General features: G+C 54.1%; 13 protein-coding genes and 1 pseudogene. 13 read left to right on the top strand and 1 reads right to left on the bottom strand.

The annotated features are described in order from the left end of the window. The first annotated feature begins 112 nt into the window (after positions 1–112). From G565_RS0101005 to G565_RS27690, 9 genes and pseudogenes are all read left to right on the top strand, one after another. On the top strand, positions 113–1,552 hold the full coding sequence (locus G565_RS0101005; protein WP_028669307.1) for a sigma-54-dependent transcriptional regulator: 1,440 nt from the start codon (positions 113–115) through the stop codon (positions 1,550–1,552). 866 nt (positions 1,553–2,418) lie between these two features. Next, positions 2,419–3,768, top strand: coding sequence for a polynucleotide adenylyltransferase PcnB (gene pcnB, locus G565_RS0101000; RefSeq protein ID WP_037337097.1), 1,350 nt, complete (start codon positions 2,419–2,421; stop codon positions 3,766–3,768). Positions 3,769–3,790: 22 nt separating this feature from the next. Next, entirely contained in the window at positions 3,791–4,285 is a 495-nt protein-coding gene (gene folK, locus G565_RS0100995) for a 2-amino-4-hydroxy-6-hydroxymethyldihydropteridine diphosphokinase (protein WP_028669305.1), read from the top strand. Positions 4,286–4,458: 173 nt separating this feature from the next. Next, positions 4,459–5,256 (top strand): 3-methyl-2-oxobutanoate hydroxymethyltransferase, encoded by a 798-nt coding sequence (panB, locus tag G565_RS0100990; protein ID WP_037336937.1) that lies wholly within the window; start codon positions 4,459–4,461, stop codon positions 5,254–5,256. 59 nt (positions 5,257–5,315) lie between these two features. Then, the gene (gene panC, locus G565_RS0100985; RefSeq protein WP_028669303.1) at positions 5,316–6,158 is read left to right on the top strand and encodes a pantoate--beta-alanine ligase; all 843 of its coding nucleotides are present in this window, start codon (positions 5,316–5,318) and stop codon (positions 6,156–6,158) included. 86 nt (positions 6,159–6,244) lie between these two features. Beyond that, complete coding sequence (gene panD, locus G565_RS0100980) at positions 6,245–6,625, top strand: aspartate 1-decarboxylase (protein WP_028669302.1); 381 nt, start codon at positions 6,245–6,247, stop codon at positions 6,623–6,625. Positions 6,626–6,998: 373 nt separating this feature from the next. Next, entirely contained in the window at positions 6,999–8,642 is a 1,644-nt protein-coding gene (pgi, locus tag G565_RS0100975; protein ID WP_028669301.1) for a glucose-6-phosphate isomerase, read from the top strand. A gap of 482 nt (positions 8,643–9,124) precedes the next feature. Next, positions 9,125–9,550, top strand: a complete 426-nt coding sequence (locus tag G565_RS27560; RefSeq protein ID WP_051207073.1) for a prepilin-type N-terminal cleavage/methylation domain-containing protein — start codon at positions 9,125–9,127, stop codon at positions 9,548–9,550. A gap of 192 nt (positions 9,551–9,742) precedes the next feature. Then, positions 9,743–9,823 (top strand): annotated as a pseudogene (locus tag G565_RS27690) (type IV pilin protein); the annotation flags it as partial. Positions 9,824–9,988: 165 nt separating this feature from the next. On the opposite strand, the gene G565_RS27385 reads toward G565_RS27690, so the two are convergent. Beyond that, positions 9,989–10,159, bottom strand: coding sequence for a hypothetical protein (locus G565_RS27385; protein ID WP_245584096.1), 171 nt, complete (start codon positions 10,157–10,159; stop codon positions 9,989–9,991). Between the two features lie 50 nt (positions 10,160–10,209). On the opposite strand from G565_RS27385, the gene G565_RS0100960 reads away from it, so the two are divergent. From G565_RS0100960 to G565_RS25650, 4 genes are read left to right on the top strand one after another with little or no spacing between them, the layout of a single operon-like run. Next, the gene (locus tag G565_RS0100960) at positions 10,210–10,722 is read left to right on the top strand and encodes a type IV pilus modification PilV family protein (RefSeq protein ID WP_028669300.1); all 513 of its coding nucleotides are present in this window, start codon (positions 10,210–10,212) and stop codon (positions 10,720–10,722) included. Then, entirely contained in the window at positions 10,722–11,528 is an 807-nt protein-coding gene (locus G565_RS0100955) for a prepilin-type N-terminal cleavage/methylation domain-containing protein (protein WP_037336933.1), read from the top strand. The genes G565_RS0100960 and G565_RS0100955 overlap by 1 nt, the downstream gene beginning before the upstream one ends. Next, positions 11,518–11,934 carry a hypothetical protein gene (locus G565_RS0100950; protein WP_028669298.1) on the top strand — a complete coding sequence of 139 codons (417 nt, stop codon included), beginning with the start codon at positions 11,518–11,520 and terminating at the stop codon, positions 11,932–11,934. Before G565_RS0100955 ends, G565_RS0100950 begins: the two co-directional genes overlap by 11 nt. After that, positions 11,931–16,640: a DUF6701 domain-containing protein gene (locus G565_RS25650; protein ID WP_051207069.1), complete on the top strand. Its 4,710-nt coding sequence runs from the start codon at positions 11,931–11,933 to the stop codon at positions 16,638–16,640. Before G565_RS0100950 ends, G565_RS25650 begins: the two co-directional genes overlap by 4 nt. The last annotated feature ends 8 nt before the right edge of the window (positions 16,641–16,648 follow it).

The following is a 16,648-nucleotide window of genomic DNA, read 5'->3' as shown; positions in this document are numbered from 1 at the left end:
AACCCGGGGTGCCGCGATCGACTGGCCTGAAAAGGTGATTGATACGGCACACAAAGCAGTTCGACACATTCCATAGCGCGGGTAACAGACCGGGCAGTGACGGAGGTCAGATATGAGTGACATTCTGGTAGTTGAAGATGAGAGTATTATCCGCTCAGCATTGAAACGACTGTTGGAGCGTCATCAATACCAGGTCACGGAAGCCGAATCAGTCACTGAAGCCAGCCAGCATGATCTGGGGCGCTTCGACCTGATCATCACCGACCTCAGGCTCCCCGGTGCGCCCGGCACCGACTTGATCGACATGGCCGGAGACGTACCGGTGCTGATCATGACCAGCTATGCGAGTATGCGCTCCGCGGTCGATGCAATGAAAATGGGTGCCATCGATTACATTGCCAAACCCTTTGATCACGAAGAAATGGTGCGTACCGTCGGTCGCATTGTCAGCACCCACCGTCAACAGCGGGTACAGCATGAAACGGGCGACAGCGACGCTGAAGAAGGCCATCACCAGCCACACAGCACGCTCGGCGATCTGGTCGGCAGTTGCGAGTCGATGCAACGCCTCTATCACAGAATTCGGCGCGTAGCGCCCGCAGACATTACCGTATTGATTCACGGTGAGTCTGGTACCGGTAAAGAACTGGCCGCCCGCGCCATCCATCAGCACAGCCCCCGGCACGACCAGCCCATGATCAGCGTCAATTGTGCCGCCATTCCTGAGAGCCTGATCGAATCGGAACTGTTTGGCCACGAGAAAGGCGCCTTTACCGGTGCTACAGCGGCCCGCCAGGGCCTGGTTGAAGCCGCCGAAGGTGGCTCCCTGTTTCTCGATGAAATTGGTGAACTGCCCATGGAGGCACAGGCCCGCCTGCTTCGGGTTATTCAGGAAAGTGAGGTTCGCCGCGTGGGCTCGGTCAATTCGCGAACCGTCGATGTCCGGCTGATCGCCGCCACCCACCGCAACCTGAAACAACTGGTCAAAGAAGGCCGGTTCCGGGAAGATTTGTACTATCGCTTACAGGTAATCGAGGTAACCCTGCCCCCGTTGCGTGACCGCGGACAGGACGTCGTCGAAATTGCCGAGCACCTCATTACCAAACACGCCCGCCGACTCAAGTTTGACGGACCTGTGCTGCTATCCAGCGAAGCCCGGGACGCCATGTTACGGTACGACTGGCCCGGCAATGTGCGCGAACTTGAAAATGCCATACAGCGTTCGCTGATTCTCAGTGAAGGCGGCGAAATCAATCTGGATGAAATGGGCCTCGACCAGGAAGACTGGAAAATCCCGGACACTCTGGTCAGTGAAGAAGCCCCAACCAATGCACCCGGCCTTAACAACCACTCACAAGACGTCGACGACCTGTCACTGGAAGACTACTTCCAGCATTTTGTGCTCGAACATCAGGAAGGCATGTCGGAGACGGAACTGGCCCAAAAGCTGGGTATCAGCCGCAAATGCCTGTGGGAACGCCGCCAGCGCCTGGGCATTCCTCGCCCAAAAAAGGCCAGTGCAGCCTCGTCCGCCAGCACAACCACGCAGTAGGATTGGCAAAGACCAACACACTAAGGGACGTAGGACAAGAAGGGACGCAACACATGGAAAGACGCACGACACGCAATACACGCCCCTAACGTCTTTCCATGTTCTGCGTCTTTTAATGTGTTGCGTCTGTTAATGTCCCGCGTCAGTTAATGTCCCACGTCCCTTCTTGTCCCACGTCTCTCCCTCCCCCCCCCCCCCTACGTAACAACACTGACACTTACGGTAACAAACTGTTGGATCTCACTGCTGACAGATTGCTTACATTTTGAACAACAATCCGTAACTTATTGTTTTATAAGCATTTTTAAAAAATGGCACAGCACCTGCAATATCTAACGGGCAAGAGAAGATCGGCCCATCAACAAAAACAACAACGGGCCAACCACAAGCAACCCCCACCCAAAAACAATAACAAGGGGGTAGCATTAACAACGGGCAAACACCATTGTCAGCAATCGATAATAAGAACAATAAAAGACATTAATAATAAGAAAACAAATGACAGTGTAAGGTCATGGGGACTTTAAGATCCCCGGACATCAAGAATAATAAGCCCCACTCACCTGTTACAGTTTGCAGGTTTAGATCGTGATGTATCATCACGTTGCTAGAGCCGGCCTTGTGCCGGCCGCTCGTATTGCCACCCTACCGTTTCTCAAACCAGAACATCGCCCACCGAAGACCTCATTGCTAACGCCAATCTGCCAAAGCTCACCGTCCGTAGAGGTGTTGTTACCGGGTATTTCGCGCCATCAGACCGGTTTTAGCCATCAAATGAGCAGATTGACGGGCGCTAGGCATAGAGAATGACGGCTGCTTCCGCTAAACTGCGCGCTCTTTGAACAATGCGAGATCATGTGCAAACCATGGTAGTGGACTGGATCAAACGCTGGTTACCGCAAAAATCGAACAGCATCGAGTTGAGTACAATCCCGAGGGACGAACACCGCGTATCCCGGAAAGACATCAACCATACCGCCTTAAAAGTGCTGTATCGCCTGCAAAACGCCGGATACGAAGGTTACCTGGTCGGCGGCTGTGTCCGCGACTTGCAACTCGGCCTGAAACCCAAGGATTTCGACGTCGCCACCGATGCCACGCCCGAGCAGGTACGCAAACTGTTCAGCAACTCACGGTTGATCGGTCGCCGTTTCCGCATCGTTCACGTCACCTTTGGCCGTGAAATCATCGAAGTCACAACGTTCCGCGGCCGCACAGACGACAATAACGACAACCACCTGCAGAAACAGTCTGACGAAGGCCTGCTGCTGCGCGACAACGTCTACGGCTCACTTGAAGAAGACGCCGAACGACGCGACTTCACCGTCAATGCCCTCTACTACACCCCCAAAGACTTCACCCTGAAAGCCTATGGCTCGGGCATGGACGACCTGGAAAACAAGGTGTTGCGGATAATCGGTGATCCGGAAACCCGGTACCGGGAAGACCCGGTGCGGATGATGCGTGCGGTGCGGTTTGCCGCCAAACTCGGCTTCAGCATCGAACCGCGTACGGGCGACCTGATTCCGGAACTGGCACCGTTGCTGAGCAATGTCGCTGCAGCGCGACTGTTCGACGAAGTCATTAAAATGCTGATGTCTGGTCAGGGCCTGGCAACCTGGCGTCTGATGCGCGAATACAACCTGGTTGAACCGTTGCTACCGGCCACTCATGCCGCCTTGAAAGCCTCGACTGACGGCTACTACGACGCCTTCATAGAGCAAGCATTGGTCAATACCGACGATCGCATCAATCGGGGCAAGCCGGTCACCCCGGCCTTTTTGTATGCAGCACTGCTTTGGCCACCCGTCCGTGAAGAAGCTGAGCACAGCATCAACATGGGCACGCCTGAACAGCCTGCGTGGCTACAGGCCATGGGTAAAATCGTGGCTCATCAAATTTCCTCCATCGCCATTCCCAAGCGGTTTTCGATCCCGATGAAGGAGATCTGGGAGCTGCAACTGCGATTACCCAAGCGCACGCCAAAGCGTGCCGAGCAAGTCGCCAGCCACCCGCGCTTTCGGGCCGCCTACGACTTTCTGTTGCTGCGTGAAAGTGCCGGCGAGAAAACCGGCAACCTGGGCCAGTGGTGGACCGATTACCAAACGGAAAACCCGGACATTCGCCGTGATATGGCCAGCGAAGCCGCCAGTGATCGGCCGCGCCGGCGCCGTCGACGTCGTCCACCGCAAAATCGCGGCGAGCCGACTTCCTGACCACCACTTCCGGGTTCCAGTAATGTCAGCGACCACTCATCGGTATCGGGCTTATATTGCGCTGGGCAGCAACCAGGGGGTCAGCGCCGAGGCGCTTAACGGCGCACTGACAGAGCTCGATGCATTGGCAGAAACCCAGGTGCAGAAGGTATCGCCCTGGTATCGCAGTGCGGCCATCGGGGGGCCGGCCAATCAGCCGGACTTTCTAAACGCCGTCTGTGAAATCGCTACCGGGCTAGAACCACAGCCGCTGCTGCAAGCACTGCATCGCATAGAGCATCACTTTGGCCGGGAACGTCAGGTCCGATGGGGACCTCGCACCCTGGACCTGGATATCGTCTGGTACGAAGGCGTCACGTCAACCGCCCCCGAATTAACACTGCCACACCCAAGGGCACACGAAAGAGCCTTTGTCGTTCGGCCGCTCATGGACATTGCCCCTGATCTGACGCTGCATGGCGAGACAATCTCCCACTGGCTGAAGCAGACCGAAAATCAGTCGATAAGCCGCCGGTAGCGCCATTACCAACCACCATTCAACAATACCCTTCCAATGCCCTGAATAGTGCAAAAAGCACCCTGGCAAAACCACTGAACAGTGCCATTATCCGGGAACCCCCTCCCCCGGCTTGACTTAGCCCCCTCAAATAGCAACCATTCGCCCCCACCTAACCTATCGAGAGAGCCCCGATGGTGAAGAATCACACGGTAGCAACCCTGAAACAGCTCGTCGCCGACGGCCAGAAATTCAGCATGCTGACCGCCTATGACGCGTCTTTTGCGCAGATGTTCTCTACTCTGGGTGTCGAAACCCTGTTGGTCGGCGATTCGCTGGGCATGGTGATTCAGGGCCAAAACTCGACCCTGCCTGTCACGATGGATCACATGGTGTACCACACCGCCGCGGTTGCCCGGGGCAATCAGGGCGCGCTGATCATCGCTGACCTGCCGTTTAACAGCTATTCGAGCGTAGACCAGTGCCAGGCCGGTGCCGGGCAACTGATGCAGGCCGGAGCTCACATGGTCAAACTGGAAGGGGGTGCCTGGCTCACAGACCACATTGTGTCACTCAGCCGCGCTGGCATTCCGACCTGCGTACACCTGGGCCTGACGCCCCAGTCTGTGAACAAGTTTGGTGGCTACAAGGTTCAGGGGCGCGATGAAGCCGCCGCCCAGACCATGATCAACGATGCCATTGCCCTGGTAGAAGCCGGTGCCGACTTTGTGTTGCTGGAGTGTGTCCCGACGGACCTGGCTCGCGCCATAACCGAGGCCGTGCCCGTTCCGGTAATCGGTATCGGTGCCGGTAACGTGACCGACGCTCAGGTACTGGTCAGTTACGACATGCTCGGGTTCACCCAGCATCGGCTGCCCAAATTCGTGAAAAACTACATGGCGGAACCCAATACTCTGGCAGAGGCAGTTACCCGCTATCGGGAAGACGTGAAATCCGGCGCCTTTCCCGGCCCTGAGCATGGGTTTGACTGATACATCGCCCAAAACTGAATCCGACACCGGCTACACAACCGACCCTGAGTGACTCTGTTATGAAAATCGTTGCAACGCTCGACGACCTTCGTATTGCCCTGGCCGACCTGCGCGCAGACGGAAAACGTGTGGCGCTGGTGCCCACCATGGGCAACCTGCACGAAGGCCACATGAGGCTGATTAAAAACGCCCGGGAGAACGCCGACATCGTGGTCGCGTCGATCTTTATCAACCCGACTCAGTTTGGCGAAAACGAAGACCTTTCCGGTTACCCGCGCACGCTGGAAGTAGACACCAATAAACTGATCGCCGAGGGGTGCCATCTGCTGTACACCCCGACCCGAGCCGTCATGTATCCGGAGCCGGACCTGACCCGGGTCAGTGTCGACAAAATCACCACCCTGCACTGCGGCGCCAGCCGTCCGGGGCACTTTGTTGGCGTTGCGACCATCGTTCTGAAGTTTTTCAATCAGGTACAACCGGACTGCGCGGTCTTTGGCCTAAAGGATTTCCAGCAATTTACCGTGCTGAAAACCATGGTCAATAACCTATTTCTGCCGATCACAATGATCGGTGTTGATACCGGCCGAGCCGATGATGGCCTGGCGCACAGTTCGCGGAATAATTACCTGACGGCGACCGAGCGTGAACAGGCACCGGCGCTGTACCGCATTTTATGCGCAGCAAAAGCGGCCATCGAGCAGGGCGAGTATGACCTCGCCAAAGTGACCCGGACCGCCAAGGAAGCCCTGCACAATGCTGGTTTCACGCCAGATTACTTCAATATAAGCCGCCGCATCGACCTGGAACCCGCCACTGAAGACGATCATGAACTGGTCATTTTAGCAGCGGCTTTCCTCGGCAAAGCACGACTGATTGATAACGTTCAGGTAGATCGATAGGCGACTGACGCCCGCTCACCATTTCCGATAAAACCCTGCTTCCGGATCACGCCCAACGCTGTCCGGGGTTCATTACGAGGTGCGCAATGGAATTAATCATGCTCAAGGCCAAATTACACAAGGCCAAGGTTACTCATGCGGTACTGAACTACGAAGGCTCCTGCGCCATTGGCGGCGACCTGCTCGATATGGCAGGCATTCGTGAATTTGAACAAATTCAGATCTACAACGTCACCAACGGCGAGCGCTTCACCACCTACGCCATTCGCGGTGAAGACGACAGTGGCATGATCTCAGTCAACGGGGCCGCCGCCCACAAAGCCAGTGTCGGTGACACCGTCATCATTTGCGCCTACGCCAACTTCGCAGAAGCCGAACTGGAGACGTTCAAACCCCGCATGCTCTACATGAACGACGACAACACCGTCAGCCACACCAGCAACGCCCTGCCCGTCCAGTTAGCTTAAACAACGCAACACATTAAGTGACGTAGGACATGAACGGACGCAGAACACCAAAAGACGCGAAACAATAGTAGACGCAGGACAGGAAAAGACGTTTCAACCACCTGCAAAGCCCCGGCTTGTGCGTCTCTTACTGTTCTGCGTCTTTTGGTGTGTCGCGTCTTTCAATGTTCTGCGTCACTCCATGTCCCACGTCCCTTTGTTTGTTCTACGTCCCTTATTGTATGAAAATTTCACCAATCGGTGGTTTTTGCCTCCATTTTGTAATTAAATTACAAGATAACCTTAAAATATGGGTTGGCATTAGTTCGCCAACCCCAACTAACCTTCTATTCATTCACCCTTTTCATTCACAAGAACAATCGGGAATAGACCCATGGCCTACGATCCTACCCAGCTTTCAACCTGGAAAAAGCTCGAAGCACACCAAGCAGCCATCGCCGATGTACACATGCGCGATCTTTTTGCTAAAGACCCGCAACGCGGTCCTCGTATGACTGAGCAGGCCGCGGGCATTGAGCTCGACTATTCCAAGAACCGCGTCACCGATGAAACCATGAACCAGCTCATGGCGCTGGCACGCCTGGCCAAGCTCCCGGAAGCGATCGAGGCCATGTTCAATGGCGACATCATCAACCGCAGCGAAAACCGGCCCGCCTTGCACACGGCACTGCGCAATCGCAGCCAACGCCCGATCAAGGTAGACGGCGAAGACATCAACGAGACCGTCAACGCCACTCTGGCCAAAATGAAAGCCTTTGCCGAATCGGTTCACAGCGGCGCCTTCGCTGGCCATACCGGTAAAAAGTTACGCACCATCGTGAATATTGGCATTGGCGGCTCCTATCTTGGGCCGAAAGTCGTCTCCGACGCGCTGAAGCCCTATTGGCAGGACGGTTATGACCTCAAATACATCGCCAATATCGACGGCACCGACGTTACCAGCGTGTGTCGGGATCTCGACCCGGAAACCACACTCTTCGTGGTCGCCTCAAAAAGCTTTAATACCCTGGAAACCCTGAAAAACGCCGAAGCCGCGCGTGACTGGTTTTTCCAGCAAGGTGGCAAGCCCGAGCAAGTCAAACATCACTTTGTCGCTGTATCGACCAACATCAAAGCCGCGACTGAATTTGGCATCGATGAAGCCAACCTGTTCCCGATGTGGGACTGGGTCGGCGGGCGCTATTCGCTGTGGTCAGCCATTGGCCTGGCTCAGGCCATCGTGCTCGGGTTCACTACCTTCGAACAGATGCTCAGTGGCGCCCATGACATGGACGAACACTTTCGCACCACCGGCCTTGAGCACAACGTGCCGGTTATCCTGGGTATGCTCGGGGTCTGGTATCACAACTTCATGGGCGCGGAATCCCATGCGGTACTCAGTTACGACGAAAGCCTGAAAGATCTGCCCGCGCATTTGCAGCAGGTCGATATGGAGTCAAACGGCAAAGCCGTGACTCAGGATGGCCGACCCGTCGGTTGGGCCACCGGGCCCGTCATCTGGGGTGGTACCGGCACCAACGGTCAGCATGCCTATCACCAACTGCTGCATCAGGGCACCCGCCTGATCCCCACCGACTTCCTGATGCCACTGAAAAGCCACAACCCGGTTGCTGATCATCATCAATGGCTGTTCGCCAACTACCTGGGCCAGCAACAGGCGCTACTGGAAGGCAAAACCGAAGCGGAAGTCACCGCCGAGCTTAAAGCCAAAGGCCTCGATGCCGCCGCCATTGCCGAACTGATGCCGCACAAAGTGGTACCGGGTAACCGCCCTTGCAACAGCCTGGTGTTCGAACAAGTGACGCCACAGGTTGTTGGCGCTCTGATCGCGCTCTATGAACACAAAGTTTACGTGCAAGGCGTTATCTGGGGCGTGAACAGCTTTGACCAGTGGGGTGTCGAGCTGGGTAAGGTGCTGGGTAACAGCGTGTTTGATGCACTGGAATCCGGCAACATTGAAGGCTACGACAGCTCTACCGCACGGTTGATTGAACGGTTCAGGAAGGCTAATGACTGACATGGAGTTTTTGAAAGACGTGGGACATTGAAAGACGCAGTACATAAAGGGACGCAAAACAGTTAATAACGTGGAACACTGAAAGACGCTAAACCTGGAAGAAGGCTAGGCGTCGGTTCGTGTTTAGCGTCTGTTCCTGTTCTGCGCCTGTCCTTGTCCCGCGTCACTTCCTGGTTCACGTCTTTTCTTGTTTTGCGTCTTTACCCCCCCTGACGACAGACGTCACATTTGAACCCCTACAATCCATTTTTCCGGTCAACAACACCCAAACGTCAAAACATTGTCACAGACAGAGAAGAAACAACGACTAAAGCTTTGCAACGCCAGAAAAAGCGCATAAACTCGTCGTAATTGAGAGCCAAGTCTCATTTTTAGGTTTCAGAAATGGTGATTATAGCCGGGTTGATGTCTGGAATTTACTAATTGGCACGGTTCTCGCTTAATACCAGACAGGCACACTTTTTAACTTTGGGAATTTGACTATGAAACATCAAAAAGGTTTTACGCTGATTGAATTGATCATGGTGATCGTGATTTTGGGTATACTGGCGGCGTTTGCTCTACCCAGATTCGTTGACTTAAGCGGTGATGCTAGGATTTCCAGCCTAGAAGGCGCAGAAGGCTCGGTAAGATCTTCAGCTGCTATCACAAGAGCCTCATGGTTAATTAACGGTAACACTGACGTTGACGTTGATGGTGGCGTCACTATTACCATGTCTACCACCGGATACCCCACTTCAGATGCTGATGGAATCGTTGCCGCAAGCCAGCTTTCCGACAACTATACGTTTACCGCCGGAACTGATGTTGATGCTGACAATGCTACTATAAGCCTGCTAACGGATTGCGAGTTCGAGTACAATCCTGGTAACGGTCAGGTCGAGAATAAAGTGACCACAGGCTGCTAGTAAACACTGATTTGGACGATTTTCTGCCTCCTGCTTTCTCATTTGATTGGACGTAGTTTTTAGCGAAGCTGAGTCAATTTTAAAAAGGCGATTAGTTCAACGCTATCTTTAAGGGAATAGCAGGAGACAGGCAAACCTCCATATGACGCTGACGAATCCAAAAGCCTGAATAGCGAACCGAAGGGGACCTTAATGCCCAATCCCCGCCATCAACAAGGGTTCACACTTACAGAGTTAATAATCGTCCTTGTGATCCTCGGCATCCTAAGCGCTATCGGCATAAGCCTATTCGCAAACTCAGGCGGTTACGCCACTCTCTTAGCCCGCGACCAATTTATTGCCTCAGCCCTACTGGCTCAAAAACGCGCTCTGGCCAATACAGACGCAGCCAATGCCGTTACTCTGACTTTAGAGCAGGATTCCACTGAATGGCGTTATCTAATCAGTCAGAGCGCCACCACCTTCGACACCCGAACTGCAGATCGCAAGAATGCTCAACTGACCATTGATGGCAGTGCCGCTGCGTCCACTCAGGTTTTTACGTTCGATCGGCGCGGGCGCGTTGGTAACAACAGAGACTTGAACTTCAGTGGCAATGGTAGCAGTCATCTTGCTTGCCTGGGCTCTACCGGCTTCGCCTACACAGGGAGTTGCGAGCCATGACGCGATCGTTCACTGCGCAGCGAGGAGTCACCCTGATTGAACTGATCATCACGGTTGTCATTATCGCTATTGCGCTGGCGGGCACAATCGTCGCCTTTTCCAATGTGGTTGGGCGCAGTTCGGATACGTTATTTCAGAGCAGAGCTATTGCACTGGCCCAAGCCTATCTGGATGAAATTTTGGGGCAACCCTTCGACCAGGCAACACCCGAAGGCGGAGCACCCCCCTACATGGGTTCTTGCCGCGTCATTGGTGGCGATGAAGACGACCGGGACACCTTTCGCAGTGTAGATCAATACGATGGCCTGGTATTCAGCCCGCCTGAACTGGCTTCCGGGGCTATCAGTGAAGGCTATGAAGGATACACGGTAAGCATTAGCGTTAGCTGTGTTGATACCAGTGCCGAGCTAGGAGACGGTGATATTGGCCAGGCAAAGCGCATTGATGTCAGCATCAGCAGTCCAACCAATCAAACTGCCGTCTTCAGCGCCTACCGGAGCAATTTTTAATGGGCCGCCTTGCCAGACAAAGCGGCTTTACGCTGACTGAGCTCATCATTGTGATCGTGCTATTGGGCATTATCTCGGTGATTCCAATCAGTTTTATTCGCTATTCGGCCCAGGGCGCGCTGGATACCGCCAATCGTCAGCGACTGGCAATGGCCGCCGGTGTAATATCGGAACAGATCAGCAGGGACATGCGCACTGCCCTGCCGGGAAGTGTTCGTCTGAGCGCCGACAGTCGATGCCTGGAATACCTGCCAATACTAGCCAGCACGGTTTACCGCAACGCGCCAATCCGGTCGGCGCGCCCAAGCTTTCCCGTGTTAGCGCTATCAGATGGCGCTGACAGTGCGGGGCATGCGGTTATTTATCCGTATGCGGCTACCACCGATGAACTTTACAGCCCGACAACACCCGGTGTGCTCTCCCCCATGACAGTAACCTTGCCGACTGGATCGGGTACTGTGATTCTTTCGTTCGACTCGGGCAACCACCAGTTCATCACCGACTCGCCGATTCGTCGTGTGTTCGTGGTGAATACACCGGTTACCTTTTGCCAGGAAGGTCGTTTTGTCTACCGGTACAGTGACTATGGCTTCCAGACAACGGTGGGTGCCGCCTTGCCTGACACCTTTACGGACGGTCGGGAAGTCATAGGCGCGCCACTGCAACCCAATTCATTGTTGTTCAATGTCGTGCCACCCAGCCTTCAGCGCAATGGGCTGGTTACCTTCGAATTTGCCGTACAATCCGACCAATCCGCTGAACGCATCTATGTGGCGCAGGAGGTACAATTACGCAATGTTCCCTAAACTTAAGCCACGCGCATCCAGACAACGCGGCGCAGGCCTACCACTGGCGATCTTCATTATTACCGTGCTTGCGTTGATTGTGGTTACTATTACCCAGTTACAGCAGGGCACTGCCGAAATGGAAATACAGGATTTGCAATCCACGCGCGCATTTTATGCCGCCGAATCCGGTTCACAGGCAGCTCTGGCATTGCTGTTTCCTCTGGATGGCAGTGGTGGTGCCAGCTGTTCCGCACCAATCTATGAGCACACCTTCACAATCCCCGGTTTGAATGGCTGCAGCGCTCGCGTTTCCTGCAGCGAAGACAACCTGGGATCTACGACCTACTTTACCTTGACTAGCGAAGGCACCTGCGGATCCGGACTGGACCAGGGGCGCCGTTTCGTAGAGGTGCGAGCACAATGACGGCGTTTAACAGAGCGTTTCAGTTCATTAGCAAAACGCTGATATTGCTAAGCTTGCTGTCCGTAGGATATGGTCTGGCGGAAACCTACACCTTCCCCGAAGATGGAGACACCGGATTATTTTCCTCTTGCACAGTCAGCGGTGGCAATATTGACTGTGCGGGCTCTATCACTTTATCGAACAATAATTTCGACGAAATCGTTTTGACCGAAGCAGTCACATTGACCATTGGTGGCAGCCTGTCCATTGGCAACAACGCGGCTATTAACCTGTCCAACAACTTTCCCCTGGATATCCAGATCGGCGGTAGCCTATCGGTCGGTAACAACGCCACGTTCAACGCCAATATTTCGGCAGGTGGAAACATCAATTTTGGCAACAACGCCGATATAGTGGGGAGCCTGGAAGCCAGCGGAAACATACAAATCGGTAATAATTCCGGGGTAGATGGTGACTGCACTGCCAGCGGCGGCAACTATGAGAATTACTGCACTGGTGCAATCCCATCGTCTTTTGCCGAGTATCGATTTGATGAACAGGATTGGTCGGGAATCTCTGGAGAAGTTCTGGACAGTAGCGGTAATAACCGCCATGGGACACCTTTCGGGTCGAGTCAAACTGTCGATCCCGGTCAGATTTGTAATGCTGGCCAGTTCAACGGCAGTACAGACTTCATCGGCACGCCCGATCTGTCGGTATTGCAGGGAACATCGTCGCTGAGCTTCTGGATTCGCACTACGGCCACGGGAAACAACACTGGCTGGCAAGCTCCGGCTGTTGCCGGGGTCGAACAAAGCGGGGGGGCAGATGACATTTTCTGGGGTTGGATTGACGCCAGTGGTCGTATTGGCCTCACTAAAGGCGACGATTTCAATGCAACCAAATCCAATACGGCGATCAATGACGGTGTTTTCCGACACGTCGTTCTGACGCGTGATGCTTTAGACGGCTCATTTCAAATATTCATTGATGGCACGCTGGACAGGAACGGCACACGCAGCGCGCTTACCGGTATTGTCGGGAGCAGTTTTAACGATATCGGCCGAGTTCTCTATTCCAATGGGTCAGGAGCCAACTTTCTTCAGGCGGACCTGGACGAAGTGGTCATTTTTGATGACGTACTGAACGACAATCAGGTCGCGAAACTGTACCAGCGTCAGCTCGAACAAAGAAATCTGGATGGCACCCTGAGAGATTGTCCCGCAATCGCCGTGCCGCCCGGTATGGTTGGCTTTTGGGAGTTGGACCAAACCGCGTGGTTCGGCTCAACCGGTGAAGTGCTGGACAGCTCCGGTAATGATCTGCACGGGACCGCCCAGTCTGGTGCAAACACGAGCAACGCCGATCCTGCCCTGAGTGGTGACCCAGGTACCTGTGAGTATGGTGAATTCAGTAGTGGAAGCCGGGTTGAAACTCCCAATTCGCCATTGATCAACAACGAACAATCCTTCTCTCTGTCTTTCTGGTTTACATTGCAAAGTACCGAACAGACGGGTTCCTTTCAAACACTCGCGGCCTACGGGGGTTCTACACTGTCAGACGATGGCCGGTTTGAAGTATATCGGTTAGGCAATCGTTTGTTTCTAGAAGTGCGACTCACAAACGGAGCAACGCGGTCCGTAGAACTAAACAACGGCACCCTGTTCAACGGTGACTGGCAGCACCTTACCGCAACCTACAATGGTGATTCACGGACTCTACAGCTGCACATCAACAACGCGTTAGCCGAAACAGAAAACGTTGGCGGCGGACCACCTCTGAACACGGTGACCGGTGGATTGATCTTTGGTTCCGCGGAAAATGGAACTTATGGTATCAACGGAAATGTAGATGAAGTACGACTGTTCAACCGGGTTTTAACAGCAACCGAGATTGATACTGTCTATAACTATCGAAAGCCCTGCGCAGCTGTCCAGACATGCTTCAGTGACGATTTCGACAGTGGGACGCTCGGTGACGATTGGGTAACGAGCGTTGCAACTGGCAGTTTTACACCGGGCATTGTAAACGTCTCCGGATCTAACCGGCTACGCATGACACAAGCTCAGAGCAATCAGTCAACCGCAGCTACACTACAACGCCTGATTCCAGCAGCTGACAACCTCGTCATTCTTGAATTTGACTACTATGCCTACGGAGGAAACGGCGCCGATGGTTTGGCGATCGTTTTGTCCGATGCTGCTCTCACCCCGCAACCTGGAAGTTTCGGCGGCTCATTGGGTTACGCACAACGCAACAATGGTGATCCGGGGTTTGCCGGTGGCTGGCTGGGCATTGGGCTTGACGAGTATGGTAATTTCGCCAACCCAACAGAGGGCCGAATTGGCGGCCCAGGTCGCACGTTGAATTCTGTAACCATACGTGGATCCGGCTCCGGCACTGAGGGTTATCGATACCTGACAGGCACCGGTGTTCTGTCTCCAGGAATCGATTCCACCACTTCTACCGACCCACATAAATATCGCGTTATCGTCGATTCACGTGCGCTGGGAACAGCAACCATTTCTATAGAGCGAGACACCACCGGTACCGGCAACAGCTATACGACGCTCATAGGACCTTACGATGTACTAAGCGACACCAACCAGGCTTCTGTACCGGACAATTTTCTGCTGTCACTGACCGGATCGACCGGTGGCTCAAACAACGTACACGAGTTTGGCAGTTTCGAGATCTGTGCCGATCAGTTAAATCCAATTGGCGACCAACTCGACCATTTCGAACTGATTCACAGTGGCAGTGGCATTACCTGCCAGCCTGAAGAGATTATAATACGCGCCTGTCTCGACGCTGATTGCAATTCACTCTATAACGACGAGGTTACCGCAAACCTGACGCCTGCTGGCTGGGTCGGCGGTAATTCGATTACTTTTTCAGGAGGTTTAACCACGGTTCCGTTTCAGAGCACGAACGCAGGAACCATTACCCTGGGTGTTGCCAGCTCAACACCGACCACCCGGCCGTTCACAGAAACCGAATGTATCTCCGCAGGAAGCGGACCAAATGCCAGTCTCTGTAACCTGCAATTCTTCAACAGTGGTCTGGCATTTACCTTACCGGATCAACTGGCCAATAAATCCAGTGAAGGTATTCGGGTCGCGGCAGTGGATACCGATACTGAGACACTGCAATGCACTCCAGCCTTTTCTGATGTGAGCCGGGAGGTTCAATTCTGGTCCAACTACGTTGACCCGGGCAGCATTGGCAGGCCGGTCAGTTGGCCTTTGTCTGTCAACAGCCAAGATGTAGGGCAGGACGAAGCCAATGCGACCAGCCTGACGCTCGCCTTCGACAGCAATGGCGAAGCACTAATCGATGTTCATTATGCCGATGCTGGCCTCATGCAACTGAATGCCCGCTATCTCGGCAGCATTGCCAGCGATGACGACGGCCTTGTTATGCCTGGCAACGATATATTCGTCAGTTACCCTGCAGGGTTTGTTGTTACACCGGAAAACGGTTGCAATACTGCCGACAGCAGCTGTAACAATACTAATGTGGCTGGCACTGACTTTGGCATAACCGTGACTGCCACAGCCTGGCAAAGTGACGGTGATACCGATTTTAGCGACAACGAACCGACGCCCAATTTCGTACAGAACGGTCTTATTCTTTCACCCACGCTCCGGGCTCCTGCCAGTGGTGAAACAGGCACCGCCACGCTAGCCAGCTACAACCACTCGGCCTCTGTCGACGGGCAAAATCAATTAACACAACGGCTCAGCGAAGTCGGTGTTTTCGATTTTACGCTGACGCCACCGACCTACTTCGGCATTGATCTTGGCACCACACTCAGCGCCCTTACTGCCAGAATGATCCCGGCCGATTTTGATCTGGTGCAATCTCCGGGTGCCTTTAATCCAAGCTGCGACCTGACATCACCCATGGCCTACTCCGGCCAGGCGCTCGGCTGGCTGACCCCTCCTGAACTGCAGATTAGCGCTGTTAACGCAGAAGGCACTCTGACCCAAAACTATACGTTGGGTGGCTTTAACAAACTATTGGCCTCAAGCTTGAACCGGGTGGCGCCAACAAGTGACAACAATGCTCTGGATGATCAGGGGCTGCCATTCCCATTAACACTGACGCTCAATACAGGCCAGTTGGATGGTGTTACGCCCGGTGTTCAGCGCTACCGGTTTTCCTCGTCTGACACTCTCACTTACATCAAGACAACGAACAGTCGGGTAGGCCCCTTTATGCCTCAGGTCAGCGTTAGCCTGGCAGCGCTGACCGATGGTGATGCAGTGAGCGCCAGTGCTTTGCCGGCAGTACTTACCCCGACGGCAAATTTTGAACTGCGTTATGGCCGAATCAGACTGGAAAACAGCTATGGGCCCGAGACCCGGGATCTTGTCGTGCCGATGCGCGCAGAATACTATGACGGCACAACAATGACGTTGAACGAAGCTGAAAGTTGCTGGGTATACAGCGATTCTAACGCCAGCCTGTCAACGGGCATAACGTCTCTGCTGCCGGTCACAGACACCTTACTGACGGGCGAAGTAAAACCCGGGTCTGAACTCGTGCTACAGGCGCCTGGCGCAGGCAATACCGGTTCAGCTCGACTGACAATGAATGTTCCGATATGGCTACAAGATGATTTCAATGGTGATAACACCCTGAGCACTCCCGAAGCCACTGTGACGTTCGGCGTATATCGTGGACACGACAGGATAATCTATTGGCGAGAAGTAGAGCCCTGAGCCGAGAT

It is taken from the genome of Saccharospirillum impatiens DSM 12546 (assembly GCF_000423605.1).
GTDB classification, from domain to species: domain Bacteria; phylum Pseudomonadota; class Gammaproteobacteria; order Pseudomonadales; family Natronospirillaceae; genus Saccharospirillum; species Saccharospirillum impatiens.
The sequence above is the reverse complement of the archived record's forward strand: the minus strand, read 5'-3'. Positions and strand labels throughout refer to the sequence as shown.